At 72.0% G+C, this 24,965-nt stretch carries 27 protein-coding genes and 1 tRNA gene; 16 read left to right on the forward strand and 12 right to left on the reverse strand.

Annotation, left to right across the window (positions count from 1 at the left end):
* The first annotated feature begins 36 nt into the window (after positions 1-36).
* Positions 37-810, forward strand: coding sequence for a methyltransferase domain-containing protein (locus ACWDN5_RS03665; RefSeq protein ID WP_310969221.1), 774 nt, complete (start codon positions 37-39; stop codon positions 808-810).
* 141 nt (positions 811-951) lie between these two features.
* On the opposite strand, the gene ACWDN5_RS03670 is transcribed toward ACWDN5_RS03665, so the two are convergent.
* Together ACWDN5_RS03670 and ACWDN5_RS03675 are read right to left on the reverse strand one after the other, a co-directional pair.
* A tRNA-Pro gene (locus ACWDN5_RS03670) sits at positions 952-1,025 on the reverse strand.
* Between the two features lie 29 nt (positions 1,026-1,054).
* Entirely contained in the window at positions 1,055-1,996 is a 942-nt protein-coding gene (locus ACWDN5_RS03675) for a metallophosphoesterase (protein WP_310969680.1), read from the reverse strand.
* A gap of 157 nt (positions 1,997-2,153) precedes the next feature.
* Between ACWDN5_RS03675 and ACWDN5_RS03680 the strand changes: the two genes are divergently transcribed.
* A complete protein-coding gene (locus ACWDN5_RS03680) occupies positions 2,154-3,854 on the forward strand; it encodes a serine/threonine-protein kinase (RefSeq protein WP_449674238.1) in 1,701 nt (566 codons plus the stop codon).
* 41 nt (positions 3,855-3,895) lie between these two features.
* Here the strand turns inward: ACWDN5_RS03680 and ACWDN5_RS03685 are convergent, their stop codons facing one another.
* Positions 3,896-6,070: a transglycosylase domain-containing protein gene (locus tag ACWDN5_RS03685; protein ID WP_310969219.1), complete on the reverse strand. Its 2,175-nt coding sequence runs from the start codon at positions 6,068-6,070 to the stop codon at positions 3,896-3,898.
* A 345-nt stretch (positions 6,071-6,415) separates the two neighbouring features.
* On the opposite strand from ACWDN5_RS03685, the gene ACWDN5_RS03690 reads away from it, so the two are divergent.
* Entirely contained in the window at positions 6,416-6,712 is a 297-nt protein-coding gene (locus ACWDN5_RS03690; protein ID WP_310969217.1) for a WhiB family transcriptional regulator, read from the forward strand.
* 47 nt (positions 6,713-6,759) lie between these two features.
* Here ACWDN5_RS03690 and ACWDN5_RS03695 read toward each other — a convergent pair whose 3' ends face one another.
* The 3 genes from ACWDN5_RS03695 to ACWDN5_RS03705 are packed head-to-tail and all read right to left on the reverse strand — an operon-like array spanning position 6,760 to position 9,143.
* Positions 6,760-7,869, reverse strand: a complete 1,110-nt coding sequence (locus ACWDN5_RS03695) for an ArsA family ATPase (RefSeq protein ID WP_449674241.1) — start codon at positions 7,867-7,869, stop codon at positions 6,760-6,762.
* Positions 7,866-8,873: an ArsA-related P-loop ATPase gene (locus ACWDN5_RS03700; RefSeq protein WP_310969214.1), complete on the reverse strand. Its 1,008-nt coding sequence runs from the start codon at positions 8,871-8,873 to the stop codon at positions 7,866-7,868. Before ACWDN5_RS03700 ends, ACWDN5_RS03695 begins: the two co-directional genes overlap by 4 nt.
* A 21-nt stretch (positions 8,874-8,894) precedes the next feature.
* Positions 8,895-9,143: a hypothetical protein gene (locus tag ACWDN5_RS03705; RefSeq protein WP_449674243.1), complete on the reverse strand. Its 249-nt coding sequence runs from the start codon at positions 9,141-9,143 to the stop codon at positions 8,895-8,897.
* Positions 9,144-9,336: 193 nt separating this feature from the next.
* On the opposite strand from ACWDN5_RS03705, the gene ACWDN5_RS03710 reads away from it, so the two are divergent.
* From ACWDN5_RS03710 to ACWDN5_RS03745, 8 genes are all read left to right on the forward strand, one after another.
* A complete protein-coding gene (locus ACWDN5_RS03710) occupies positions 9,337-9,498 on the forward strand; it encodes a DUF4177 domain-containing protein (RefSeq protein WP_003068074.1) in 162 nt (53 codons plus the stop codon).
* Positions 9,499-9,502: 4 nt separating this feature from the next.
* Positions 9,503-9,958 (forward strand): RidA family protein, encoded by a 456-nt coding sequence (locus ACWDN5_RS03715; protein ID WP_449674245.1) that lies wholly within the window; start codon positions 9,503-9,505, stop codon positions 9,956-9,958.
* Positions 9,958-10,584: a hypothetical protein gene (locus ACWDN5_RS03720; protein ID WP_310969207.1), complete on the forward strand. Its 627-nt coding sequence runs from the start codon at positions 9,958-9,960 to the stop codon at positions 10,582-10,584. The genes ACWDN5_RS03715 and ACWDN5_RS03720 overlap by 1 nt, the downstream gene beginning before the upstream one ends.
* A gap of 36 nt (positions 10,585-10,620) precedes the next feature.
* Positions 10,621-11,748, forward strand: coding sequence for a hypothetical protein (locus tag ACWDN5_RS03725; protein ID WP_310969205.1), 1,128 nt, complete (start codon positions 10,621-10,623; stop codon positions 11,746-11,748).
* Positions 11,749-11,860: 112 nt separating this feature from the next.
* Positions 11,861-12,679 carry an NUDIX hydrolase gene (locus ACWDN5_RS03730; RefSeq protein ID WP_449674247.1) on the forward strand — a complete coding sequence of 273 codons (819 nt, stop codon included), beginning with the start codon at positions 11,861-11,863 and terminating at the stop codon, positions 12,677-12,679.
* The gene (locus tag ACWDN5_RS03735; RefSeq protein WP_449674249.1) at positions 12,676-13,446 is read left to right on the forward strand and encodes an MBL fold metallo-hydrolase; all 771 of its coding nucleotides are present in this window, start codon (positions 12,676-12,678) and stop codon (positions 13,444-13,446) included. Before ACWDN5_RS03730 ends, ACWDN5_RS03735 begins: the two co-directional genes overlap by 4 nt.
* On the forward strand, positions 13,443-13,697 hold the full coding sequence (locus ACWDN5_RS03740; protein ID WP_310969201.1) for a glutaredoxin family protein: 255 nt from the start codon (positions 13,443-13,445) through the stop codon (positions 13,695-13,697). Before ACWDN5_RS03735 ends, ACWDN5_RS03740 begins: the two co-directional genes overlap by 4 nt.
* Positions 13,698-13,754: 57 nt before the next feature.
* Positions 13,755-14,702 (forward strand): hypothetical protein, encoded by a 948-nt coding sequence (locus tag ACWDN5_RS03745; protein ID WP_449674251.1) that lies wholly within the window; start codon positions 13,755-13,757, stop codon positions 14,700-14,702.
* Here ACWDN5_RS03745 and ACWDN5_RS03750 read toward each other — a convergent pair.
* The 4 genes from ACWDN5_RS03750 to ACWDN5_RS03765 form a co-directional block, all read right to left on the reverse strand.
* Positions 14,692-15,753: a DNA polymerase III subunit beta gene (locus ACWDN5_RS03750; protein WP_310969198.1), complete on the reverse strand. Its 1,062-nt coding sequence runs from the start codon at positions 15,751-15,753 to the stop codon at positions 14,692-14,694. The two genes, ACWDN5_RS03745 and ACWDN5_RS03750, sit on opposite strands and share 11 nt — an antisense overlap.
* A gap of 40 nt (positions 15,754-15,793) precedes the next feature.
* Positions 15,794-17,047, reverse strand: coding sequence for an MFS transporter (locus tag ACWDN5_RS03755; RefSeq protein WP_310969196.1), 1,254 nt, complete (start codon positions 17,045-17,047; stop codon positions 15,794-15,796).
* Positions 17,048-17,449: 402 nt separating this feature from the next.
* Positions 17,450-18,124 (reverse strand): Crp/Fnr family transcriptional regulator, encoded by a 675-nt coding sequence (locus ACWDN5_RS03760; protein WP_003081747.1) that lies wholly within the window; start codon positions 18,122-18,124, stop codon positions 17,450-17,452.
* Between the two features lie 149 nt (positions 18,125-18,273).
* Positions 18,274-18,525 (reverse strand): hypothetical protein, encoded by a 252-nt coding sequence (locus tag ACWDN5_RS03765; protein ID WP_003081722.1) that lies wholly within the window; start codon positions 18,523-18,525, stop codon positions 18,274-18,276.
* 226 nt (positions 18,526-18,751) lie between these two features.
* Between ACWDN5_RS03765 and nth the strand changes: the two genes are divergently transcribed.
* The 4 genes from nth to ACWDN5_RS03785 are packed head-to-tail and all read left to right on the forward strand — an operon-like array spanning position 18,752 to position 21,972.
* On the forward strand, positions 18,752-19,435 hold the full coding sequence (nth, locus tag ACWDN5_RS03770; RefSeq protein WP_449674254.1) for an endonuclease III: 684 nt from the start codon (positions 18,752-18,754) through the stop codon (positions 19,433-19,435).
* Positions 19,432-20,031 (forward strand): TlpA family protein disulfide reductase, encoded by a 600-nt coding sequence (locus ACWDN5_RS03775; RefSeq protein WP_449674256.1) that lies wholly within the window; start codon positions 19,432-19,434, stop codon positions 20,029-20,031. The genes nth and ACWDN5_RS03775 overlap by 4 nt, the downstream gene beginning before the upstream one ends.
* Complete coding sequence (locus ACWDN5_RS03780) at positions 20,028-20,783, forward strand: NUDIX hydrolase (RefSeq protein ID WP_449674257.1); 756 nt, start codon at positions 20,028-20,030, stop codon at positions 20,781-20,783. Before ACWDN5_RS03775 ends, ACWDN5_RS03780 begins: the two co-directional genes overlap by 4 nt.
* Before the next feature lie 4 nt (positions 20,784-20,787).
* Positions 20,788-21,972: a MarP family serine protease gene (locus ACWDN5_RS03785; protein ID WP_310969184.1), complete on the forward strand. Its 1,185-nt coding sequence runs from the start codon at positions 20,788-20,790 to the stop codon at positions 21,970-21,972.
* Here the strand turns inward: ACWDN5_RS03785 and ACWDN5_RS03790 are convergent.
* The gene (locus tag ACWDN5_RS03790; RefSeq protein ID WP_449674260.1) at positions 21,969-22,850 is read right to left on the reverse strand and encodes a GntR family transcriptional regulator; all 882 of its coding nucleotides are present in this window, start codon (positions 22,848-22,850) and stop codon (positions 21,969-21,971) included. The two genes, ACWDN5_RS03785 and ACWDN5_RS03790, sit on opposite strands and share 4 nt — an antisense overlap.
* 110 nt (positions 22,851-22,960) lie before the next feature.
* Here ACWDN5_RS03790 and ACWDN5_RS03795 point away from each other — a divergent pair, with 110 nt between their 5' ends.
* Entirely contained in the window at positions 22,961-24,049 is a 1,089-nt protein-coding gene (locus ACWDN5_RS03795) for an FAD-dependent monooxygenase (RefSeq protein WP_449674262.1), read from the forward strand.
* Here the strand turns inward: ACWDN5_RS03795 and ACWDN5_RS03800 are convergent.
* The gene (locus ACWDN5_RS03800) at positions 24,036-24,962 is read right to left on the reverse strand and encodes an alpha/beta fold hydrolase (RefSeq protein ID WP_310969180.1); all 927 of its coding nucleotides are present in this window, start codon (positions 24,960-24,962) and stop codon (positions 24,036-24,038) included. The two genes, ACWDN5_RS03795 and ACWDN5_RS03800, sit on opposite strands and share 14 nt — an antisense overlap.
* Positions 24,963-24,965 lie beyond the last annotated feature (3 nt).

Raw genomic sequence — 24,965 nt, forward strand, 5'->3', positions numbered from 1 at the left:
TCGATCCTGCCACCTTCTGGCCGTACTGTGTGCGAGGTGCTGGAGGGTTACGCGCCGGGCTACGGGCGAGACGCGGTGTCGATGATGGCGGCGCGCACGGCGGCGGAGCGCGCGACGTTCGCCCAGCCCCTGTTCCGGCCGGGCATGTGGGTGGTCGACCTGGGCTGCGGTCCCGGCTCGATCACCCTGGGCCTGGCCGCGGAGTCCCGGGTGACCGGCGTCGACCGCGACGCGGGCCAGGTGGTGCTCGCCCGGGAGGCGGCCCGCCGGGCCGGAAGGTCCACAGTGGACTTCGTGGTCGGGTCGGCGTACGACCTGCCGTTCGCTTCCGGCAGCGTGGACGTGGCGTTCTCGCACGCGCTGTTCGAGCACCTCGCCGCTCCGGCGGACGCGCTGGCCGAGTTGCGCCGGGTACTCCGCCCCGGCGGCAGGCTGGCGTTGTCCACATCGGACTGGAGCAAGGCACGCCTGCGGCCGAAGACGGCGAACGTCGACGCCGCGCTGAGAGGCCACTACCTCCTGCGCCGCCGCGCGGGCGGCAACCCGTTCGCGGGCCGCCACATCGCGGAGGAGTGCGTCCGGGCGGGGTTCACGGAGGTGGCTTCGCGGGCGAAGTACCGCGAGGACATGAGCTATCGCGACCTGGCGAAGTACGTGGAGTCGCGGCTGGACGCGGCGATCGCGGACCCGGCGTACGCGCGCGACCGCGACCAGCTGGCCAGCGCGGCCCGTTCGGCGTGGATGTGGACGCGCGGCGGTGACGGGGATTTCAGCCAATGCTGGGTCGAGGTGACGGCCACGCGAAAGTGAACGAGAACGCGCGGCCGCGCAGGGGGTCCAGGGCGGCGAAGCCCCCTGGCGGGGGTCTGGGGGTTCGACCCCCAGAAAATACCGAGGGGGCCGCGTAGGTTCGCGCAATTCGCGAACACGCGGCCCCCAAGGACCATCTCGTCGGGGTGGCGGGATTTGAACCCACGACCTCCTCGACCCGAACGAGGCACGCTACCAAGCTGCGCCACACCCCGAGGTACTGCTTAACGGGTCGTGGAGAAGTCTAGCGGACGCTGTCGCGGGCTTTACGGGGGGCCGACTTATGCGGCTCGGACGACCCCGATCCGCGCGGGACCAGCGTCAACAGGCTCGCCTCCGGCGGGCAGGCGAACCGGGCCGGCGCCCACGGCGACGTCCCCAAGCCGGCCGAGACGTGCAGCCACATGTGCGCCCCCCACCGGGAGGCGCCGCGGGCCCGGCTGCGATCCAGGTCACAGTTGGTGACGATCGCGCCGTAACCCGGCAGCCGGAGCTGGCCGCCGTGGGTGTGGCCGGCCAGGACGAGGTCGTAACCGTCCGTGGCGAACGTGTCGAGCACCCGCGGCTCCGGCGAGTGCGTCACGCCCAGGCGGACGGCCGCGCCGCTGTCGGCCGGGCCCGCGATGTCGGCGTAGCGGTCGCGGCGCAGGTGCGGGTCGTCGACGCCGGCCGCGAACACCCGCTGCCCGCCGACGTCGATCGTGCGGCGGACGTGCGTGAGGTCGGTCCAGCCGTGCTCGACGAACGCCGCGCGCAGGTCGCGCCACGGCAGCTGGACGCCGTGGATGCGCTTCTTCTTGCCCTGCGGCATCAGGTAGCGGGCCGGGTTCTTCGGCTTGGGCGCGTAGTAGTCGTTGCTGCCGAAGACGAACACACCCGGCCGGTCGAGCAGCGGGCCCAGCGCGCGCAGCACCGCCGGGACGGCCGTCCGGTGCGACAGGTTGTCGCCGGTGTTGACGACCAGGTCCGGGTTCAGCTCGTCGAGCGCGGCGACCCAGCGCTGCTTGCTGTGGTGACCGGGCAGCATGTGCAGGTCCGAGACGTGCAGGATGGTGAACGGCCGCGAGCCGGGCGCCAGCACCGGCAGTTCGGCGGTGCGGAGGGTCCAGCGGCGCCGTTCGATCCCGACGGCGTAACCGAGGGTCGCGGCGCCGAGCGCCACCGTCCCCGCGGCGAGGCGCGCCACCGTCGCCCCCGACGTGCGTGTGTTACTGAGCGTGCTCACAAACTCCAGGATACGTGCTCAACAGTTGGATGACTTCGCCGCCGTTACGGGGAACCTGGCGCTTAGCATTTGCGTCGGCCCGAAGACGGGAAACAGGCCGGGGGGCTTGGGGAGAACGATGGAGCAGTTCGGGCCGTACCGGATCGAAGGCCTGCTCGGCCGCGGCGGCATGGGCGAGGTCCACCGCGCGTACGACACCGCGCACGACCGCGTCGTCGCGCTGAAGCTGTTGTCCGAGCCCTTCGTCACCGACGAAGCCTTCCGCGCGCGGTTCCGGCGCGAGTCGCAGATCGTCGCGCGGCTGCGGGAGCCGCACGTGATCCCGATCCACGCGTACGGCGAGATCGACGGCCGCCTGTACCTCGACATGCGGCTCGTCGAAGGCCGTGACCTGAAGGAAGTGCTGGCCGATGGGCCGCTCGACCCCGCGCGGGCCGCCGGGATCGTGACGCAGGTCGCGGGGGCGCTCGACGCCGCTCACGTGGACGGCCTCGTGCACCGCGACGTCAAGCCGTCGAACGTGCTCGTGACGAGCGCGGACTTCGTGTACCTGGTGGACTTCGGCATCGCCCGGTCGATGACGGCGGAAGGGACGTCGATCACCGGCACCGGCAACGTGATCGGCACCCTCGACTACATGGCGCCGGAACGCTTCGGCGACGCGCCGATCACCGGTCTCGTCGACGTCTACGCGCTGGCGTGCGTGTTCTTCGAGTGCCTCACCGGCCACCGCCCGTTCCCGGCGGAGGGCGCGGCCGCGCAGATGGGCGCGCACCTGACCGCGCCGCCGCCGGTGCTTTCGCGGGCGCGGCCGGGGCTCCCGCCGGCCCTCGACGCCGTGCTGGCGCGCGGCATGGCGAAGAACCCGGCCGACCGGTACCCGACGGCGGGGGCGTTCGCCGACGCCGTCCGAACGGCCCTCACCGCACCGGCCCCGCCGATCCCGACGTGGCAGAAGACGTTGCCGGGCTTCGTGGCGCACGCCGCCCCGGCGCCGACGACCCCGCCACGGCCGATGCCGCTCCCGACCGCGCCGCACCCGGGCCCGGGCCCGTTCACCGGGCCTCCGCGGGTGACCGGGCCGGCCGCGAAGCTCCCGAAGCCGCAGCGGAACCGGTGGATCGCGCTGTGCGCGGTGCTGGCGGGCGTCGTCGTGGTGGCGCTGGTGATCACGTACGTCGTCACGCGGGACCGGACGACCCAGACGGGCGGTCCCGGCCCGACGGATCCCCCGACCACCGGCGAAACGTCGGCACCGCCGTCGGAAACCTCGACCGGGCAATCGTCCACTTCGGAATCCCCGAAGTCTTCGGAAGCGAAGCCGGCGCACGACGACCGCCTGGCCGCCGCGGTGCCGCCGATCTACCGGACGTGCACCGACGCGGCGGCGCCCGCCGGAGCGGTGGCGGCGGTCGAATGCGGCGGTTCGACGGTCGGCGACGTCCGGATCGGCAACGTCTGGTTCGCGGAGCCGACCGGTGCGCGCTTCCTCCGCTTCGCCGACGCCGCGGCGATGGACGCGTTCTTTCAGAACATCGTGAAGACCCAAGGTCTCACCCGCAACGACGCCCAAGGCGCGTGCCGCCCGGAGAAGTACCCCAAGATCTGGGGCACGTACTACCGGGCGGAGGTCCCCAACCCGGTCCCGGGCGAGTACCTGACCTGCTTCCTGGGCGACCCGGCCCAGTTGGTGTGGACGGAGAAGAAGAACCTCGTGGCGGGCATCCTGCTGTCCACGAAGGTCACCACGAACGACGACCTCGACAAGCTCTACCAGTGGTGGAACACGGAAATCCTGTCGGAGATGCCGCAGAGCTGAAAGCCGGAGGGCCCCGCGACGTCCGCGGGGCCTTCCGGCTTTCAGCGGGCGCCGCCGCCCATGTACTTCGGATCCGGTTGGGGCAGGTCCATCGTCGGCTGCCCCTCCATGATGTTCTTCATCGCGCCGAACCACGTCCGGGCCGGTGACCGGCCACCGAAGATGGTGCCGGTCGGGCACACGCGGACGTTGCCCGGGCCGGCGTCGCAGATACCGCCCTGGCCGCCGCCGAACTTGAACGTCATCGCCGCGCCCGCCAGCTGCGGGGTGCCGCCGACGAACGTCGCCGAGACGTTGCCCTGGGTGGTGCCCGTCTTGCCGATCATCGGGCGGTTCCAGCCGACGCCGCTGGCCGCCTGGAACGACGTGCCGCCCGGCTGGTCGTCCTTGCTCATGCCCACCGCGAGCGTGTTCGCCAGTGGCTCGGGCACGGCCTGCTCGCACGGCGCTTCCTTGATCGGCACCGGTTTCCCGTTGCGGTCGGTGACCGCGCTGATCGGCGTCGGCGGGCACCAGACGCCGCCGGAGAGGATCGTCGCCGCCACGTTGCCGAGCTCCAGGCCGCTCAGCGGGCTGAAGCCCAGCGTGAACGCGCCGAAGCCGGGGTTGGCCCCGCGCGGGCCGTAGTACTCGGCCTGGCTCAGCCGCTTCGCTTCCGATTCGGCCTTCGGGTCGACGGTGCCGCCGCCGATGTTGCTCGCCATCGTGTCGCGCATGCCCAGCCGCCTGGCCATGTCGATGCCGGGGGCCGTGCTGCCGAGCCGGTCTTCGAGCTCGACGAACGTGGTGTTCGGCGACGTCGCCAGCGCGGTCTGGATCGTCGCGCCCTCGGCGATGCGGCTGTAGTCACCGGCGTTGCCGACGCAGTACCAGTTCGAATTGGCCGGCGGGCCGGTCTTCGGACAGGTCTTCGCGCCACCGGTGAACACGTGCGAGATGTAGTTTTCGGGCACCTGCACCGGTGTGAAGATGCCGGCGACGCCCTTCTCCAGCGCCGCCGCCGTGGTGAAGATCTTGTACGTCGACCCCGCACCACCGGTGTTGTAGACACCCGCGGGCAGCGCATACGTCGTCTGCCCGGCGTCCTGGTTCTGCCCGTAGTCGCGGTTCGCCGCCAGCGCCACCACTTCGTGCCGGTCCTTGCCCGGTTTGATCAGCGACAGCGTGTTCGCGATGTACGGCTGGGTCTTCTTGACCTGCGCCTCCGCCGAGACCTTCGCCTCGTGGTTGGCGCGCTCGTCCAGCGTGCTCTTGATCGTGTAGCCGCCGGAGTAGAGCTGGTCCTTCGTCATCCCGCCGGCCTTGAGGAGGTAGTCCTCGACGTACTGGCAGAAGAACCCGGCCTCCGGGCCGGCGCCGATGCAGTTGGCCGGCGGCTTCTTCGGGCCGTCCGCGACCACGCCCAGCGGCTCACCCTTGAAGCGGTCCGCGTCGGCCTTCGCCAGCTTCTTGTTGTCGACCATCCGGTCGAGCACCAGGTTGCGGCGCGCGGTGGCCTTGTCCGGGTGGTTCCACGGGTCGTTGTTGATCGGGTTGTTCACCAGGCCGGCCAGCAGTGCGGCCTGCGGCACGGTGAGCTTCTCCGGCGTCGTGTCGAAGTACGCGTGCGCCGCCGCGCCGATCCCGAAGATCTGCCGGGAGAATTCGACGATGTTGAGGTAGTTGGCCAGGATCTGCTGCTTGCTCAGCTTCGTCTCGAGGTTGATCGCGATCCGCGCTTCCTTGAGCTTGCGCGAGATCGACTGCTCCTGGGCCTTCTTCTGGCCGATCGGGTCGTTCCGGTAGACGACGTTGATCAGGTAGTTCTTGGTGAGCTGCTGGGTCAGCGTCGAGGCGCCCTGGGTGTCGGCGCCGGTGCTGTTGCTGACGGCCGCGCGCAGCGTGCCCTGCCAGTCGACCCCGTGGTGCTCGTAGAACCGCTTGTCCTCGACCGAAACCAGGGCCCACTTCATGGCCTCGTTGATCTGGTTCTCGGTGATCGGCAGCCGGTACTGGCTATAGAGGGTCGCGATGGGCTTGCCGGTGCTGTCGGTGACCGTCGTCACCAGCGGCGGCGGGATGTCCGCGAGGTCGGAGGAAGTCTTCTCCACCGTCTCGCTCGCCTGGTTCGACATGACGCCGGCCGCCCCCACGACGGGGAAGAGCATGCCGGCGACGAGCACCCCCGCGAGCAGACAGAGGCCGATGAGCTTGAACAAACCATCCGCTTTTCGCACGAGGGCCAGGCTACCCGGAACGGATCAGGCGCCGGTGACGCCGTGTCTCCGAAGGTGTGAAATCAGTGACAAAACAGCCCCCCTTCGGTGACAACTGGTAACGGAAGGCATTCTGGGTCTCGACGGGGGGAACCGACGGCCCCTACAGTCCGTCAACGTCTCACGAAGACAAGCCGTCGGATGGATCAACGCGGGTGGGAGCTCGCCTGGTCCGAACGGCGGCACCGGCACCGGGGAGGTGCCCGGGTAACCGACGTGAGCTGAGGGAGACACGCTCGCGGGGGCAAGGGAGCGCAGTGCCTTTCCCCGCTGGTGCGTCGATCACCAGGGTAGGGAGCTGGGGGTATGGAAACCAACCAGTCGAGCTGGCGAATCAACGCGTCCTGCCGGGACGCCGATCCGGACGGCCTGTTCGTCCGGGGTGCGGAGCAGAACCGGGCGAAAGCCGTCTGCATGGGCTGCCCGGTCCGCACGGAATGCCTCGCCGAAGCGCTCGACGGCCGGATCAACTTCGGCGTCTGGGGTGGCATGACCGAACGGGAACGGCGGGCCCTGCTGCGCCGCCGTCCCGACGTGGAGAGCTGGGCCGACCTGCTCGAAGCGGCCAAGCGGGACGCGGAGGAACGCGTCTCGGTCGGCTGAGCCGGGCTGCGGGTGGCGCGGTCCTGCTGCCGCGCCGCCCGTACCGCTCAGCCCGCGAGCTTCACGCCGATGTCGCGCAGGCCGTCGAGGTCGTGGACGTCGCCGGCCAGGGCCGGCACCTTCGCCAGCGCCACCTCCGGGTGCGCCCGGGTGAACCGGGCCAGCAGCCGCTCCTCGCGGGCCGCCAGCCCGACCCGGTCGGCGTGCAGCCGCAGCACCGCCTCGGCCAAGGGGGCGTTCTGCAGCGACTCGGCCGCGGCCAGTGCCTCCGTGCCGGACAGCTTCGCGAGCACCGGGTGCGTCCGGTTCGCGATCAGCCCGGCCAGCGGCATCGACTCCGAGGACAGCCGCTCCACGAAGTAGGACGCCTCGCGCAGCGCGTCCGGCTCCGGCGCGGCGACGACGAGGAACGACGTCCCGGACGAACGCAGCAGCTCCGCCGTCTTGCGGGCGCGCTCGCGGAAGCCGCCGAACATGCTGTCGAAGGCCTGCATGAACGCCGACGCGTCGGTGAGCAGCTGGCCGCCGATGATCGTCGACACGGCCTTGGCGAACATCGAGAACCCGGCGTTGACGACCTTGCGCAGACCCCAGCCGCCCGCCTTCGCCGGAGCGGTGAGCAGCCGGATCATCCGGCCGTCCAGCGCGCTCGAGAGCCGGGTCGGCGCGTCGAGGAAGTCCAGAGCCGACCGGCTCGGCGGGGTGTCGACGATGATCAGGTCCCACTCGCCGGTGGCCGCGAGCTGGCCCAGCTTCTCCATCGCCATGTACTCCTGCGTGCCGGAGAACGACGTGGAAATCGTCTGGTAGAAGGGGTTCTGGAGCAGCTGCTCGGCGCGTTCCGGGCCGGCGTGCACGCGCACCATGTCGTCGAAGGTGCGGCGCATGTCGAGCATCATCGCCCAGAGCTCGCCCTTCGGCTCGAACCCCCCGACCTGCACCCGCTTCGGGTGGTTGCCGAGTTCGCGCAGGCCGAGCGCCTGCGCCAGCCGCCGCGCGGGGTCGATCGTCAGCACCACGGTCTGGCGGCCGCGCTCGGCCGCGCGCAGGGCGAGCGCCGCGGCCGTGGTCGTCTTGCCGACGCCGCCGGAGCCGCAGCAGACGATCACGCGGCTTTCCGGGTCGTCGAGCAGCGCGTCGATGTCGATGGTGGTCACAACCGCACCCCCTGGTCGGTCAGGGCTTCGGCCAGGTCGTAGAGGGCCGCGACGTCGACGCCTTCGGTCAGGTCCGGCAGCTCCAGGGTCGGCAGGTCGGCCTCGGCGAGCTGCTCGCGCGCCCGCTGCTCGGCGGCCACCCGCACGGCGTGTTCGACAGTCTCTTCCACGAGCGCGTCCAAAGTGTCTTCCGGCAGCTTCAGGCCGGCCGAAGCGAGCCCGTCGCGGACGCGGGAGGCGTCGACGCGCCCGTCGGCGGCGGCGGTCACCGACCGGGCGGGCAGCCGCGGCGGCCGGACCCGGTTGACCAGCACCGCGCCGGGGCGCAGGTCGGCGCCGTCCAGCTCGGCCACGGCCTCGACGGTCTCGCGGACCGGCATCTCCTCCAGCAGCGTGGCCAGGTGGACCGCGGTCTCGCCGGAGTGCAGCAGCCGCACCACGCCCTCGGCCTGGCCGCGGATCGGGCCGGTCTTCGCGAGGTCGGTCAGGGCCTTGGTGACGTCGAGGAATTTGACGACCCGGCCGGTCGGCGGCGAGTCGACGACGACGGCGTCGTAGGTGTGCCGCCCGTCGGACTCCGTGCGGCCGACGCACTCCTTGATCTTCCCGGTGAGCAGGACGTCCCGCAGGCCCGGGGCGAGGGTGGTGGCGAACTCGATCGCGCCCATCCGCCGCAGCGTCCGGCCGGCGAAGCCCAGGTTGTAGAACATTTCGAAGTATTCGAGCAGCGCGGCCTCGACGTCGATGTGCAGCGCGCGCAGCTCGCCGCCACCCGGGACGGACGCGATGCGCTGCTCGGCGTACGGCAACGGCTCGGTGTCGAAGAGCTGGGCGATGCCCTGCCGGCCCTCGACCTCGATGAGCAGCACCCGACGGCCTTCGCGGGCGAGCGCGAGGCCGAGCGCGGCGGCGAGCGTCGTCTTGCCCGTCCCGCCCTTGCCGGTGACGAAGTGCAGCCGGGCGCGGGCAAGCTCGTCGGTCCAGCCGGCATGGGAAATGGTCACTTCTGCACCCTAATTCAGCGCTCAACCGGCCAGCAGCATGACGCCGGCCGCAGCGGCGACGGCGGCGACGAGTGCCCAGCTCAGGAGGCCGGGCAGCACGGTCAGGGTGAGCACGCCCACGACCACCAGCAGGGTGAAGGTGATCACCCCGCCGAGCGCGACCTGGCCGGAGCTCTGCGTCCGGTCGCGCACCTTCGCCATCACGACGAGCACCAGCGGCAGCCCGACCGCCGCGAGCAGCGCCGTCGCGATCACCCGCCACGTCTCCACCCCGCCACGCTAGCGACGCGCGCCCCCGAGCGTCGCGAATGACTCATTCGGGACCTCCGAGGTCGCGAATGAGTCATTCGCGGCATCCGGGCCGGCGGCACGGAGCGTGAGATGGGCCACAGTCCGGCGCGTCGCGGGCGTTAATTCGGCGGTGGCCCGCGGTGCGGTTGCCCGCTTGGCTACGCTCCCGGCTATGAGCGCCACCAAGTGGGAGTACGCCACCGTCCCTCTGCTGATCCACGCGACGAAGCAGATCCTCGACCAGTGGGGCGAGGACGGCTGGGAGCTGGTCACCGTGCTGCCGAACCCGAGCGGCGAGCAGCACGTCGCCTACCTGAAGCGTCCGAAGGGCTGACCCGGTGAGCTGGAGCGAACGGCTGAAGGAGCTCGGCATCGAGCTGCCCGGCGTCGCGGCCCCGCTGGCCGCGTACGTGCCCGCCGTCCGGAGTGGGCAGCACGTCTACACCTCCGGCCAGCTGCCCTTCGTCGACGGCGTGCTCGCCGCGACCGGCAAGGTCGGCGCGGAGATCAGCCCCGAAGAGGCGAAGGGCCACGCCCGCACGTCGGCGCTCAACGCGCTCGCGGCCGTGCACGCACTGGTCGGCATTGACAACGTCGCGCGGATCGTCAAGGTTGTCGGCTTCGTGGCTTCCGCGGAGGGCTTCACCGGTCAGCCCGCGGTCGTCAACGGCGCGTCCGAACTGCTCGGCGAGGTCTTCGGCGACGCGGGCATCCACGCCCGCTCGGCCGTCGGCGTCGCGGAGCTGCCCATCGGCTCGCCGGTGGAGGTCGAACTGATCGTGGAGGTGCAGTGATGGACCCGGACATCGAGCAGTCCACCCACGAACTGCTGCTCCGGCTGGCCGGGCGGCTGCCCGACCAGCTGCTGTGGCGGTTCCGCGACTGGCTCGGCGAGGGCGCCATGGGCACCCTCGCCCGGACCCTGCCGAGGTCTTTGCTTAAGCACAGGATCGACCTCGACCAAACGGAGTACCGGCTGCTCGTGGCCGGTCTCATCCCGCACGGCGCCGACTGGCACCAGGTCAGTTCGACGCTGGGGGTAGACGACGTCACCGAGAACCGGTACACATTCACGTCGAGTGCGCCCGAATGGGTTAACTCGGTCGACTCCGTGTCCGTGTTGATCCACGCAACGTTGCGCGGTCGCCCGGACGTGGGGGAAGTGCGGCAGAGCTGGCGGCACGTCGGTGTGGTCGGACAGGGCACCGCCAAGCGCGTCCTGCTGATCAACGCGCTGTCGGGGTTGCCGAGGTTGACCGGCGAACTGCAGCGCGTGCTGCGGGTCCTGGGCGACGAAGAGCCCAGCGTCGAAGTCATCCCGCCGCGCTTCGACCTGCCGGGGTACCACCGGGCCGCGCTGGCCGACTCAGAGCTGGTCTGCGTGGGCGCCGTGGCGGGGACCCGGCTAGTAGCCGCATAACGCTCGCCCGCCAGCGAGCTGGGAGGGAGCAAGGCAATGGTGGAGGTCCACGACGGCCCGCCCATGGACGGGTTCTCGGTGCCCCTGCGCCTGCACAACCTGTTGCTGGCCCTGGCGGGCCGGATCGACGACAGCGCGCTCACCGAAGCGCGTGAGCTGATCGCCCGGGCCCACATCGACGAGGCGGTCGAGCTGACCACCGGCACGCTCATCGCGGGCCGGATCCCGGTCAGCTCCGCCGAGCAGCGCGAACTGGCGCTGGTCCTCGAGATGAGCCGGTCGGACGCGACGCTGGCGAACGACCTGCTGGTCGATGAGGCCGAGCCGGTCAACACGCACCGGTTCACCGGCGAGAACGCGCCGGAGTTCGGCATCGCCGAGGCGCTCGACCGGACGCTGCAGGTGCTGCCGGACGTCCGCTCGGTGCACGCGGTGTGGCGCAACACCCCGGCCGGCAGCGTGCCGGGCGCGTTGCCCCAGCGCGTGGTGCTCGTGGAGCTGGGGCCGGAGGGCAACCCGCCGGCCGTCGCGTTCCGCGTCGACACGGCGCTGCGCCGGGCCGGGATCCACTCGGTCGTCGAAGTCAGCGGTCCGGGCGTCGCGCACTCCGAGTACCACCAGGCCGCTTCGGCGGCCGCGTCGCCGGCGTGGGTGACCGGGAGCACGACGTCGAGCTCGTCGTCGTACCGCTCGGAGCCCGCGAAGCCGCCGGCCCCGGTGACGTCGGAGCCGGTCGCGGAGTCGGGCAGCCGGCACAGCATGCGGTCGAGCAGCACCACCACGACGGCGCCGGCCGAGCCGGTCGCCCCGGTGGTGCCGATCGTGTCGCCGCCCGCCCCCGAGCCGCCCCGCAAGGCGCGGTCGGAGACGCGGGCGGAACGCACCGCCGACCTGACCCCGGCCGAGGTGGCGCAGCTGCGGCAGGCGCTGGCCGAGGACCCGGAGAAGGGCCGCGAGATCGCCGCGGGCAAGCCGTCGATGCACGAGGTCGTCGAGCTGCCGGCACTGGATCTGGACGACCCGAGCCTGAGCGAGCGCGACCGCGCGCTGCTGCGCGAGTTGCACGCCGAGCTGGCCGAGCGTGAGCGGGCCGAGGCGGCGAAGATGCGGCTCAACGGCGCGTCCCGCTCCGGCGGCGACCAGCGCGGCTGGACCGCCCCGTAGGACTCTGTTCGCGAGAAGGCGGCACTTCCCGTATGGGAGGTGCCGCCTTTTCCGTGTCCGGCGTGCCACAACTGCGCGACGGGACGTCGGGGTGCGGAGGTATGTTGCCGAGGTGGAGCAGCCAAAGGAGTTTGTCTTCGACATCCCGGTCGGTGCGGGGGTGGCCACCCGCGCCAACGCCGACGGCCCGCCGGCGACGCCGAAGGACGCGGCCACGGTGATCCTGGTCCGGGACGGCGCCGACGGCGTCGAGGTCTTCCTCCAGCACCGGGTCAAGGGCATGCCGTTCGCGGGCGGGATGACCGTGTTCCCCGGCGGCGGGGTCGACCGGCGCGACGCCGACACGTCGGTGGCGTGGGCCGGGCCCGAGCCGTCGTGGTGGGCCTCGCGGTTCGGCTGCGACGAAGCCCTCGCGCGGGCGCTGACCTGCGCGGCGGTGCGCGAGACGTTCGAGGAGTCCGGCGTGCTCCTAGCGGGCGGCGCGGAGGAGGCGCTCACCGACGTCACGCCGTACGCGGCGGCCCGCCAGGCCCTCGAGACGCGGGAAGTGTCGCTGGCCGGGTTCCTCGCCGACGCGGGCCTGACGCTGCGGGCCGACCTGCTGCGCCCGTGGGCGCACTGGATCACGCCGGAGCAAGAGCCGCGCCGCTACGACACCCGGTTCTACGTCGCGAAGCTGCCCCAAGGCCAGGAGGCCGACGGGGCGACGTCGGAGGCGTCGAGCTCCGGCTGGCAGCGTCCCGAAGAGGCCATCGCCGACGCCCGCGAAGGCCGCCGGATGCTGATGCCGCCGACCTGGCTGACGCTGAGCGAGCTGGCGGAGTTCGCCACGGCCGATGACGTGCTGAACGCGCCGCGCGAGATCGTCCGGATCGCGCCGACGCTGGTCCGCGAGAACGATCACGTCCGAGTCGTCCTGGAGCCGCGATGAGCGCCCCGGCCTACGGCGTGCTGCGCCAGGTCTCCGAGACGGCTTCCGTGCTGCTGGAGAACAACCCGTCGTCGATGACGCTCGAAGGCACCAACAGCTGGGTGCTGCGCGCGACGCCGTCGAGCCCGGCCGTGGTCGTCGACCCGGGCTACCGCGACCTCGAGCACCTCGAGCTGCTGGCCGCGGTCGGTCCGGTGGAGCTGATCGTGCTCACGCACCACCACCCGGACCACGCCGAGGGCGCGCCGTGGTTCGCCGAGCGCGTCGGCGCCCCGGTGCGGGCGTTCGACCCCGCGTTGTGCGTCGGCGCTTCGTCCTTTGTGGACGGTTCGGTGCTCGAGGCGGGCGGGCTCACTCTCCGGGTCCTGCACACGCCCGGGCACACCGACGACTCGGTGTCCCTGGTCCTCGACGGCCAGGTCCTGACCGGCGACACGATCCTCGGCCGCGGCACGACGGTGCTGCACGACCTCGGCGACTACCTGCGTTCGCTGCGCAAGCTGATCGAGCTGCCGGCCGGGACGGTCGGCCTGCCCGGGCACGGTCCGGAACTGCCCGACCTGCCGGCCACCGCGCGCGAGTACCTCGCCCACCGGGAACAGCGGCTCGACCAGGTGCGTTCGGCCTTGAAGACGCTCGGGCCGGACGCCACGCCGCGCCAGGTCGTCGAGGTCGTGTACGCGGATGTCGACAAAGCGCTGTGGGCGCCTGCCGAGTGGAGCGTGCAGGCGCAGCTGGACTACTTGCGGTCGGAGGAGAACGGATGAGCAACGTCGAGGTCGAGTTCTATTGGCGCCCGGGCTGCGGCTTCTGCGCGGCCCTGGAGCGGCCGCTGTCGAAGAGCGGCTTCAACGTCCGCGCGATCAACATCTGGGAGGACCCGTCGGCGGCCGCCCGGGTCCGCGAGGTGGCGAACGGCAACGAGACGGTCCCGACGGTGATCGTGGGCTCGAAGGCGATGGTGAACCCGTCGTTCGCCGAGGTGGAGGCGGCGGTCAAGGCCGCATCGGCGAGCTGAGCGCGGCGGGCCGCCCCCGGTTGTAGCGGGAGCGGCCATCCGGGCGACTCACTGCCTGTGGACGACGACCGTGCGATCGACTTCGTGCTCAACGGCGAGCAGTACCGGTTGAGCCGCGCCCAGGTACTGAGCGCGGCGGCCCGCGGTGGGCCGGAGCCCATCCGCACGCACTGGGTCGGCATCGGCGAGCAGCGGTGGCCGCCGCGGCAGATCTTCGAGCGTGCGCTCGGGGTGCCGCGGACGGACTTCATCTCGCACTACGCGATCCGCCAGCTCCGGCGGCTCGGCTTCCCGACGAGCCCGCTGCCGCACGAACCGGGGATCCCCGAACGCGAACGGCCCGCGCCCGAAAGCGACCTCGGGCCGGCGATCAAGTCCTTCATCGACCTGCACGAGTTCTTCGGGCAGGAAGATCTTTCCCGCCGGGTGAGCCGGCTCGAAGACCGCCTGGAGGGCGCCGACCGCGACACCGTCGAGGAGCGGCTGGCCCCCGAGGGCTTCACCGCCGACCTGCTCGAGGGCGCGCTGCTGGTGCGGCGGCACGCCGGCCGCGTCAACGACCTCATCCACGCGGCGATGATCGTCCGAGCGCTGCCGAAGATCCTCGAACCGGGCGAACGCATCGTCCGGCGCCCGTCGCTGGCCTCGGGCAACGACGGCGGCCGCAAATTCGACCTCGAGACGGACCGCCGCGTGGCCGAGTTCAAGGCCGCCCAGTGGAAGGGCCGCGACACGATGCGCAAGCGCATGCTCGTCGCCGACCTGGTCGGTCTCGTCCTCGAACGCGGTGATCGCCGCGCCGAACTGTACGTGCTCGGCTCCTCGCCGCTCGACTTCCTGCGCACCAGCACCTCGACGGTCGAGTGGGCACTCGGCCGCTCGTCACCGCACCTGCGGCAGGCCTACGAACAGCGCTTCGGCAGCGCCGTGCTGACGATCGGCCAGTTCACCGCCGGGCCGGCGGCGGACGTCGTCCTCCGCGACCTGACCGGACTCATCGGCTGAGCATCGGCATCAGGTAATACGTCAGTTCCACCTCCCCGGCCTCCGCGGCCCGCAGGACGCACGCCCGCATCCCCGGCTGGATCGACAGCACCACCCGCTCGCTGCCGAACGCCGCCAGTGCGTCCAGCAGGTAGCGGGCCTGGAAGGAGGGTGCCGTCCGCCCGCCGCTGACCTCCGCCTTCAGGACCTCCTCCGCCTCGCCCGTGTCCTGCCGTGCGCTCGCCAGCCGGACCTGGGCGTCGCCCACCTCCAGCGTCAGCACCCGCCTGTCCTCCGCGTACACCCCCACCCGGCGGACCGCCGCCGCCAGGGCGTCCGCCGCCACCGTCACCGTGGTGTCCACCGCGCCCGAGGGGATCGAGTCCTCCGACAGGAAGCCCGCGTCCAGGACCGCCGTCGCGACCAGGCCTCCCGGCCAGCTCACCCCGAACCGGCCCGGGCTCACGTGCAGCCCCACCCTCCCGCGGGCCTGCCGGGCCGCCTCCGCCAGAAGGGCCGCCGGGACCAGGACGTCCAGGGTGCCCGGCGACCGCAGTGGCAGCCGGGCCACCGCCATCCGGTAGCGGTCCGACGCCGTCAACGTCAGGCCGGACCCGGCCGCCTGCACGCGGACGCCGGTGAACAGCGGGAGCGGGTCGTCCTTCGCCGCCGTGCCCGCGACGATCCGCAACGCCGACGCGAACGCTGCTCCGTCCACTTCGGACACCTGGGCGGGTGGGTCCGAAGCAGGACCGGACGACGGCAGCAGGGGTAGCGCGAACCGGGCGTTGTCCAGCCGCAACGCCAGGCGCGTGCCCTCGACGACCAAGCGGACCAGCTCCGCGTCGAGCACCTTCAGCGTCTCCACCAGCGGGGCGGCCGGGACCACGACCGCGCCGTCGGTGTGCGTGGTCGCCGGGCAGCCGAAGCGCACGGCGAGGTCCGCTGCCGCGCCGGCGACCGTCAGGCCGGCCGCGTCCGCCTCCAGCCGCAGCCCGGTGCGGGACGGCAGGAGGCGTGACGCGGCCGAGACGGCCGCCGAGAGGCGGTGGGCAGGCGCGGTGACGTCCATGCCCACAAGCTAGCGGCGGGCACCGACAAAAACGGCGGAACTACGCGTTGACCAGCGCCGGAACCGGCGCGGGCCGGGCCGATCGGACCGTGCCGCGCAGCAGCCACACGACCAGCGCGAGCGCCAGCCCCGCCACGCTCGCCGCCAGGAAGGCCGCGCCCGGGCCGGCGTGCTCGACGACGTACCCGCTGATCGACTGGCCGGCCGCCAGCCCGAGCGTCACCGCCGTGAGCACCCAGCCGAACGCCTCCGCCGCCGTGCCGGACGGCGCCACCACCTCGATCGTCGTCGAGTGGGCCGTCGACTGCGGGGTGATCAGCGCCCCCGCCAGCAGCATCATCAACGCCAGGCCCCACAGCGAGGACGGCCACGCGAGCAACGCGACCAGCGCACCGAACCCGCCGAGCAGCACCGGCAGCCGCAGGCCGAGCTGCCGCGGCCACGGCCGCAGGCTGTAGGCGACGCCGAACGCGACCGAGCTCAGCGACCACGCCGAAAGCAGCAGACCGCCCACGGACGCCTGGCCCGCTTCGGTGGCCGCGGCCGGCACGGCGACCTCGACGAACCCGATCACCACGCCGAAGCCGAGCGCGGCGATGGCCAGCGTCCGCATGCCCGGGCTGGCCAGCGCGCCCAGCAGCGACCCCGACGAACCCGAGGAGGGCCCCCACGCGCGCACGGCCGGGCTCAGGGCGAACAGCACCGCGCCGGTGAACTGCAGCGCGACGCCGAGCACCAGGCCGGTGCCCGCCCACGGCGCCATGACCAGCAGCCCGGCGACGCCGGGGCCGAGGATGAAGAAGACCTCCATGCTGATCGCCTCGTACGAGAAGGCCGCGTTGCGCGGGCCGCCCGGCGGGAGCAGCCGGCCCCACAGCGCCCGCGACGCCGACCCGACCATCGGCTCGGTCAGCCCGGTGAGGGCGCCCAGCGCGACCAGCACGGCCGTCGCGGCGTGCGACTCGATCGCCGTGACCAGCCCGCTCATCGACAGCGCCAGCAGGACCGCGACGGTCAGCAGCGGCCGCGTCGGCCCGAACCGGTCGATCAGCCTGCCCTGCACGACCGCACCGACCGAAACCCCGACGAGTGAACCGGCCGAGACGAGCCCGGCGACGGCGAAGGAACCGGTCTCGCGCTGGACGTAGAGCAGCGCCGAGATGCCGATCATCGCGATCGGCAGGCGGGCGAGCACGGACGCGACGGCGGGCCACCGGACCGCCCGGGTCGTCAGCGCGGTGCGGTAGTCGGCGAGGGACGTGCGGCTTTCGTGGTTCGAGACAGACTGGGACACGCGTACAAGTATGCCGCAGAGTGGTACGTCGGTACCAGTTATTTGACGGTCAGGTTCGTCACCGCCGGATCCCGGGACCGGCGCGAGAGGTCTCGATCAGGTAACACTCACGATATTCTCCGTGGACTCCTGCAACGAAACGGCCCGGACGGCGTCCTTGAGAGTGAATGGCCTTGAATTCGTGGGTATGGGCCGTGATGGTTGAACAACAGCACAGAAAACCCAGCTCCCTCCGGCACTCGGGTCGGGGCCTGGCCCGGAGGGCGGGGAGCGCGGATCGTCGGGGGATGGTCCGCGCAAACAACGAAGAGCCGGTGCGCCACGTCGGGGGTGGCGCCCGGCTCTTTGTTGTGAACGCAGAAGGCCCCTCGGGTGCACCGAGGGGCCTTCGACGTGCGTGGCTCAGCGAGCCCGGCGGGCCAGCCGCTCCGGGTCCAGGATCAGCACGCTCTTGCCCTCGAGCCGCAGCCAGCCGCGGTGGGCGAAGTCGGCGAGCGCCTTGTTGACGGTCTCGCGCGAGGCGCCGACGTACTGGGCGATCTCTTCCTGCGTCAGGTCGTGCGTGACCCGCAGCAGGCCCGCCTCCTGGCTGCCGAAGCGCTGCGCGAGCTGCAGCAGCGCCCGCGCCACGCGGCCGGGGACGTCGGTGAAGATCAGTTCCGCGACCATGTTGTTCGTCCGGCGCAGGCGGCGCGCGACCACGCGCAGCAGCTGCTCGGCGATCTCCGGGCGGGTCGAGATCCACTGGCGCAGGGCCGGGCGGTCCATGGTGACCGCGCGGACCTCGGTGACCGTGGTCGCGCTCGACGTCCGGGGGCCGGGGTCGAAGATGGACAGCTCGCCGAACATGTCGGACGGGCCGAAGATGCCCAGCAGGTTCTCGCGGCCGTCCGGGGACTTGCGGCCGATCTTCACCTTGCCGGACTGGATGATGTACAGCTTGTCGCCGGGTTCGCCCTCGTTGAAGATGACATGGCCGCGGGGGAACTCCACGGATTCCAAGGTCTGGGCCAGCGCCTCCGCCGCTGCCGGCTCCACACCCTGGAAAATGCCCGCACGGGCCAGGGTTTCGTCCACCTCGGGTGCCTCCTCGTCGAGAAACGATCACGCTCCCCCTGGGCTGGAGGAGCGTGACGCCGATCACTTGCGCGTCAGTCTAGGGCGTACTCGCGAGATCGCCCGCCGGACTCGCGCACGGCGGAAACGATCTCGTTCGAACGTGGAGCCTAACTCCGCACGCGGCGCGCGCGTAGCCTGGCTGCCCGTCCGCCCAGCCTACGCAGCCGGAACAGCTCCAGCGCACGGCCGATGCCGTGCCCGTAGAGCGCCCTGACCTCGTTGGGCTGCGCCTGCTCGAGGAACTCTTCGACCTCGTTCTCCTGCACCGCGACGTGCTTCAGCCTGCTCTCGACGCGCTCCATGCCCAGCGCGAAGAACATGATCACCAGGGGGACCAGGATGACGAACCAGACAGTCATGACCGGACCCCGAAACACTCGATGGAAAGCATCTACTCCAGATCCTCGCTCATGGCGGCCGGAAAACGCGCCGAGGTGGTGCTCTGGCGTGTCGGTCGTCCACCGGTGCAGTCACCGGCTCGTCCGACGGCGCCCGTAGGCTATCGGGGTGCCACCTGCCACCACGAACGCCCCCCGTGAGGGCGCTGGTGAAAGCCGATTGGCTCTGGTGAGACGCGCCAGGCGGATGAAGCGTTGCCTCGACGACGTGTATCCGGGCGCCCACTGCGAGCTCGACTTCACCACGCCACTGGAACTGCTGGTCGCGGTCGTGTTGTCCGCGCAGACCACCGACGTCCGGGTGAACCTCGTCACGCCCGCGCTGTTCAAGCGCTACCGGACCGCCGCCGACTACGCCGGTGCCGACCGCACCGAGCTCGAGGAGTACCTCCGGAGCACCGGCTTCTACCGGGCGAAGGCCAACTCCGTGATGGGCCTCGGCGCGGCGCTGGTCGAGCGCTTCGGCGGCGAGGTCCCCGGCAAGCTCGAAGACCTGGTCACCCTGCCCGGCGTCGGCCGCAAGACCGCCAACGTCGTCCTCGGCAACGCCTTCGACGTGCCGGGGATCACCGTCGACACCCACTTCGGCCGGCTGGTCCGGCGCTGGGGCTGGACGGCGGAGGAGGACCCGGTCAAGGTCGAGCACGCGGTCGGCGAGCTGATCCCCCGCAAGGAGTGGACGATGCTCTCGCACCGGGTGATCTTCCACGGCCGGCGCGTCTGCCACGCCAAGAAGCCGGCCTGCGGCGCCTGCCCGCTGGTCAAGGACTGCCCGTCCTACGGCACCGGGCCGACCGGGTTCGAGGAAGCCGCGAAGCTGGTCAAAGGCGAAGAAAAGGACCACATCCTGGCCATGGCGGCGCCCCGGTGACGAGCGTCACCAAGTGGGCACTGGCCGCCGCCGTCCTGGCGGTGGCCTTGCTCGTCGCGCTGCTGCCGCGCGGGGGTGCCGACACCGCCGCGAAGCCGGCGGGGGACCTCGGGCCCGCCCGGTCCGCGGCGGCGCTCCAGCCGTGCCCGGCGCCCGGGGCGGCACAGCCGGTGAAGCAGCTCGACGGCGTCACGGCGGACTGCCTGGGCGACGGCGCGCGCGTCGACGTCGGGAAGGCCCTCGCCGGGGCTCCGGTACTGGTCAACGTGTGGGCGTCGTGGTGCGAGCCGTGCCGGACCGAGCTGCCCGTGCTCCAGGAGTACGCGAAGCAGCCGGGTGCCGTGCGCGTCCTCGGCGTCCAGGTGCAGAGCCCGGCGAAGGACGGCCTGGAGCTGCTGGCGAAGCTCGGCGTGCACCTGCCGTCGGTGTACGACGGGAACGGGCAGACCGGCCCGGTCCGGACCGCCCTGAAGGTGCCGCCGCGGCTTCCGGCGTCCTACTTGGTCACCGCGACCGGCGAGGTCCGGTTCATCGCGAACCCACCGACCTTCGGGAACACTGACCAGGTGCGCGTGGCAGTCGAGGGGGCATCGTGATCGGACCACTGGTCGAACCCGAGTCGGTTCCCGAGTGGCTCCGGCCGCTGGTCAAGGTGAGCGCCGAGGTCGACTCGAAGACGTTCACCCGGTTCAGCCCGCCCGAGGACACCTACACGCGCGCGGCCGCGGTGCTCATCCTCTTCGGCGAGCGCGAAGCCGACGGCGAGCCGGACGTCCTCCTGCAACGCCGCGCCGACACGCTGGGCTCGCACGCCGGCCAGGTCGCCTTCCCCGGCGGCGGCGCGGAGGACGGCGACGGCGGCCCGATCGGCACCGCGCTGCGCGAGGCCGAAGAAGAAACCGGCGTGGTCCCCTCGGGCGTCCGGCCGGTCGCGGTGCTGCCGGAACTGTTCGTCCCGGTGTCCGGGTTCGCCGTGACGCCGGTGCTGGCCCACTGGGCCGAGCCGTCGCCGGTGCACGCGGTCGACCCGGCCGAGACGGCGTCCGTCGCGCGGGTGGCCATCGCCGACCTGGTCGACCCGGCCAACCGGTTCACCGTGCGGAAGAAGGGCATGCCCTGGAAGGGGCCGGCCTTCGAGGTCAACGGCTTGTTCGTCTGGGGGTTCACCGCCGGGCTGCTGTCGGTCCTCCTGAGCCTGGGGGGCTGGGAACGCGAATGGGACGCGGGCGACGTCCGGGACCTCGACGAGGCGCTGGCCGCGTACCACGCGCAGCGTCTTACCGGGGCTCCGCCCCGGGCCGGGGGCTCCGCCACCCGGACCCCCAAAAAGCAGGTGGCAGGGGAGTGACGCGGTGAACTGGGTCGATGTGCTGGTGCTGCTGCTGGCCCTGCTGGCCGCCGTGTCCGGTGCGTTCCAGGGCGTGATCATCGCGCTGCCGTCGCTCGTCGGCGTCGTGCTCGGGGCGGTCGCCGGGATCAAGCTCGCACCGGTCGTGGTCTCGTTCTTCGACGACCCCGTCTGGAAGGTCGCCTTCGCCGTCGCCACGGTCGTGTTCCTGGTCGCCTTCGGCGAGGCGATCGGCGTCTACGTGGGCCGGCGGCTGCGGCAGAAGATCAACCCGGACAAGCTCTCCGGCATCGACAAGACGCTCGGCGCGGTCGTGCAGGCCCTCGTCGTCTTCGTGGTGGCGTGGTTGATCGCGACCCCGCTGACGACCGTGTCCGGCCTGCCCGGGCTGGCCAAGGCGATCAACAACTCGGTCGTGCTCGGCAAGGTCAACGAGGCCATGCCGGAGGCCGCCCAGGGCTTCCCGAGCCAGCTGCGCAAGCTGCTCGACGCGTCCGGCTTCCCGTCCATCGTGGACCCGTTCCAGAAGGCCCCGACGGCGGACACCTCGCCGCCGGATCCCGCCCTGCAGCGCAGCGGGATCGTCCAGGACCTGCACGGCAGCGTGGTCAAGATCCGCGGCACCGCCGGCTCGTGCTCGCGGTCGCTGGAAGGCAGCGGGTTCGTGGTCGCGCCGCAGCGGGTGATGACGAACGCGCACGTCGTGGCCGGCACCGACACCGTCGGCATCGAGACCACCCAGGGCGATTACCCGGCCCGCGTCGTCTACTTCGACCCGGAGGTCGACATCGCGGTGCTCGCGGTGCCGCGGCTGAAGGCCGAGCCGCTGCAGTTCGCGCCGGAGACGGCGCGGGCGGGCGACAGCGCGATCGTGCTCGGCTACCCGCTCGACGGCCCGTACCGGGCGACGCCGGCCCGCGTGCGCGGCCGGATCAACCTGCGCGGCCCGGACATCTACGAGGCCAACACCGTCCAGCGGGACGTCTTCACCGTCCGCGCCGAGATCCGCAGCGGCAACTCCGGCGGCCCGATGGTGACCCCGGACGGCAAGGTCATCGGCGTCGTCTTCGGCGCGGCGGTGGAGGACCCGGAGACCGGCTTCACGCTGACGGCCGAGCAGGTCCGCGCCGAGGTCGACGCGGCTTCGTCGCAGTCGGCGAACGTGTCCACCGGCTCCTGCGCCGCCTAACGCCCGAAGCGCAGCGCCAGGCCGTCGAGCAGGGCCCGCATGCCCAGCTCGAAGATGTCGTCCAGGACGAGGTCGTAACCGGTCTCGGTGAGGTCGGCGAGCATCCTGGCGAACGTCGGGTGCCCGGCGGCCATCGCCGCCACGGCCGGGCCCTGGTGGTCAATCCAGTCGTCCTCGGTCAGGCCGGACGACGCCAGCGCGCTCTGCTCGCGCTCGAGGTGGACCGCCATGCCCTGGACGTGGCCGAAGACCAGGACGTGCAGGTTGCACAGCGTCGCGGCGTCGACGCCCAGCTCGGACAGCGCCGCGAGGGTCCATTCGCCGTGCACGGCGAGGTTGCGCAGGGGCAGCGGCCGGGTGATCGGCCCGAGCTGCGCCAGCCACGGGTGCCGCTTGAACAGCGACCAGAGGGTGCGGCCGCCGAGCAGCAGCCGCTCACGCCAGTCGCCGGACGGCTCGGCCGGGTAGCCGCGCTCGCCGAACGCCGCGTCGGCCATCAGCAGCACCAGCTCGTCCTTGCCCCGCACGTACCGGTACGGCGCCATCGCCGCGACCCCGAGGCGGGCCGCGACACCGCGCATGGACAGCGCGCCGAGGCCTTCGGTGTCGGCGATGGTGATCGCGGTCCGCACGAGCTGCTCGCGCGTCAGCCCGCGCTGACCGCCGCGGCGGTCGCGGTCGGCGACGACCGTGCCGGACCGCGGCTCGGCGCGGACCACGCCCTCCTGGCTCAGCAGGTCCAGGGCTTTCGCGGCGGTCGCGAGCGCGACGCCGTGGTCGGCCGCGAGCCGCCGGGTCGAGGGCACCCGCGCGCCCGGCGGGAGCTCGCCGCGGGCGATCCGCGCCCGAAGTTCGTCGGCGATGGCCACGTACTTCACGACTGACCCCTGTACTAGTACAGACGGCCATCTGTACTAGTACAGAAATAGCCTTTGAACTGCTCTTTCTCCACAGTGGAGCGTACAAGCGTACGACTCTGGAGGAAACCATGCGGAACATCCTGATCTCGGGTGGCGGGATCGCCGGCGGTGCCCTGGCCCGGTTCCTGGCCCGCGACGGCTGGTCGGTGACCGTGGTGGAGCGGGCACCCGGCCCGCGCACCGGCGGCCAGGCGATCGACGTGCGCGGGGTCGCCCTCGACGTCGTCGACGAGCTGGGTCTCGGCGACCGGATGCGCGCGCTGCGGACCCGGATGCGGGGCATGTCCGTGGTGGACGGCGACGGCCACGAGCTGCTCCGCTCCGAGGAGCACACCTTCAGCAGCGGACGGCTCGACAGCGCCGACTTCGAGATCCTGCGCGACGACGTCGTAGCGCTGCTGATGGAGGCACCCGGCGTCGAGTACGTCTTCGGCGACTCGATCACCGCCCTGACCGAAGAGGCGCACGGCGTGCGCGTCGAGTTCGAGCGCGGCGGCTTCCGGACGTTCGACCTGGTCGTCGGGGCGGACGGCCTGCACTCGGCGGTGCGGCGGCTCGCCTTCGGCCCGGAAGCGGACTTCACCCGGCACCTCGGGCAGTACCTGGCGATCTTCCCGACGGCCAACTTCCTCGGTCTCGAGGACTGGCAGATCTGGTTCCGGCACGAGCACACCGGGGGCGTGGTCTACCCGGTCCGGGAGAACACCGAACTGCGCGTCACGCTCGGCTTCGGCTCGGAACCACTGCCGCGCATGACCGTTCCGGAGCAGAAGCGGCTGGTCGCCGAGCGGCTCGGCGGGGTCGGCTGGGAGGTGCCGAAGCTCCTCGAAGCGATGGCCGCCGCGGACGTCTTCTACTTCGACGCCATGGCCCAGATCCACCTCGACCGCTGGTTTTCGGACCGGGTCGTGCTGCTCGGCGACGCCGGATATTGCGCGTCGGCGCTGTCCGGACAGGGGACGAGCCTCGCCCTGGTCGGCGCGTACGTCCTCGCGCAGGAACTCGGCCGGGCCACTCGCGAAGAGGCCTTCGCGGCTTACGAACGGCGGATGCGGCCGTTCGTCGCGGTGAACCAGGCACTGGCCACCGAGAACCCCGAAGGACCGGCCTCGGAGGAGTCGGTGGAGCGGGCGAAGAACGCCATCAGTCTCGCTTGAGGAAGCCCGCCAGGGCCGCCGACGTGCGGTCGGGCACCTCGAGGTGCGGGAAGTGCCCGACGTCCGGCCAGATTTCCGGCTCGGCGTGCGGGCCCGCCCAGCGCGTCGACGACATCGCCGTTTCAGGGAGGATGCAGGTGTCGTCGGCGCCGTGCAGCTGCAGCGTCGGCACCGCGATCCGGGTGCCGACCGCGTCGGTGAACCGGCGGCCTTCGCCGCGGAACTGGGCGCGGAAGGCCCACCGGTAGTACTCGAGCGCGCTGTGCGCGACCCCGGGCACGAGCATCGCCTGCCGGAACGCCTCGACGCTGCCGGTGAAGTCCGAAGTGGACCGCCAGCGGCGGCCGGCCCAGCCGCTGAACAGGTCCGCGACGGCCTGGGCGTCGTCCTTCACCAGCCACTTCTCCGGCGCCATCGGCACCTGGAAGCGGAAGAGGTGCCCGGCCGCCCGGCCCTGGCCGCGCCACGGGCGGGCCGCGCCCGAGCGCAGGGCGAGCGGGTGGGCCGCGCCGATCGCCGTCACCGAGGACACCAGCCGCGGGTGCAGCGCCGCGACCGTCCAGGCCAGCATGCCGCCCCAGGCGTGCCCGACGAGGTGGGCGCGGCGCGCCCCGAGCGACTTGATCAGGCCGCCGACGTCACCGGCCAGCGTCCAGGCGTCGTAGCCGCGGGGTGGCTTGTCCGAGTCGCCGTAGCCGCGCAGGTCGACGGCGACCGCGCGGAACCCGGCGTCGGCCAGGGCGCTCAGCTGGTGGTGCCAGGTCCACCAGAACTCGGCGAACCCGTGCAGCAGCACCACGACCGGCCCGTCGCCGAGTTCGGCGACGTGCAGGCGGATGCCGTTCGCGGACACGTCGCGGTGGACCCACGGGCCGTCGAGCCGGACGATCGACGGGTCGGGGGACGCGTGCAACGA

Source organism: Amycolatopsis sp. NPDC003731, from assembly GCF_053586895.1.

Bases quoted from the DNA above. Each gene is read 5' to 3' on its own strand.
- ACWDN5_RS03680 (WP_449674238.1), top strand. From the start codon at position 2,154: ATGGAGCAGTTCGGGCCGTACCGGATCGAAGGCCTGCTCGGCCGCGGC.
- ACWDN5_RS03690 (WP_310969217.1), top strand. From the start codon at position 6,416: ATGGAAACCAACCAGTCGAGCTGGCGAATCAACGCGTCCTGCCGGGAC.
- ACWDN5_RS03710 (WP_003068074.1), top strand. From the start codon at position 9,337: ATGAGCGCCACCAAGTGGGAGTACGCCACCGTCCCTCTGCTGATCCAC.
- ACWDN5_RS03720 (WP_310969207.1), top strand. From the start codon at position 9,958: ATGGACCCGGACATCGAGCAGTCCACCCACGAACTGCTGCTCCGGCTG.
- ACWDN5_RS03725 (WP_310969205.1), top strand. From the start codon at position 10,621: ATGGTGGAGGTCCACGACGGCCCGCCCATGGACGGGTTCTCGGTGCCC.
- ACWDN5_RS03735 (WP_449674249.1), top strand. From the start codon at position 12,676: ATGAGCGCCCCGGCCTACGGCGTGCTGCGCCAGGTCTCCGAGACGGCT.
- ACWDN5_RS03740 (WP_310969201.1), top strand. From the start codon at position 13,443: ATGAGCAACGTCGAGGTCGAGTTCTATTGGCGCCCGGGCTGCGGCTTC.
- ACWDN5_RS03750 (WP_310969198.1), bottom strand. From the start codon at position 15,753: ATGGACGTCACCGCGCCTGCCCACCGCCTCTCGGCGGCCGTCTCGGCC.
- ACWDN5_RS03765 (WP_003081722.1), bottom strand. From the start codon at position 18,525: ATGACTGTCTGGTTCGTCATCCTGGTCCCCCTGGTGATCATGTTCTTC.
- nth (WP_449674254.1), top strand. From the start codon at position 18,752: ATGAAGCGTTGCCTCGACGACGTGTATCCGGGCGCCCACTGCGAGCTC.
- ACWDN5_RS03795 (WP_449674262.1), top strand. From the start codon at position 22,961: ATGCGGAACATCCTGATCTCGGGTGGCGGGATCGCCGGCGGTGCCCTG.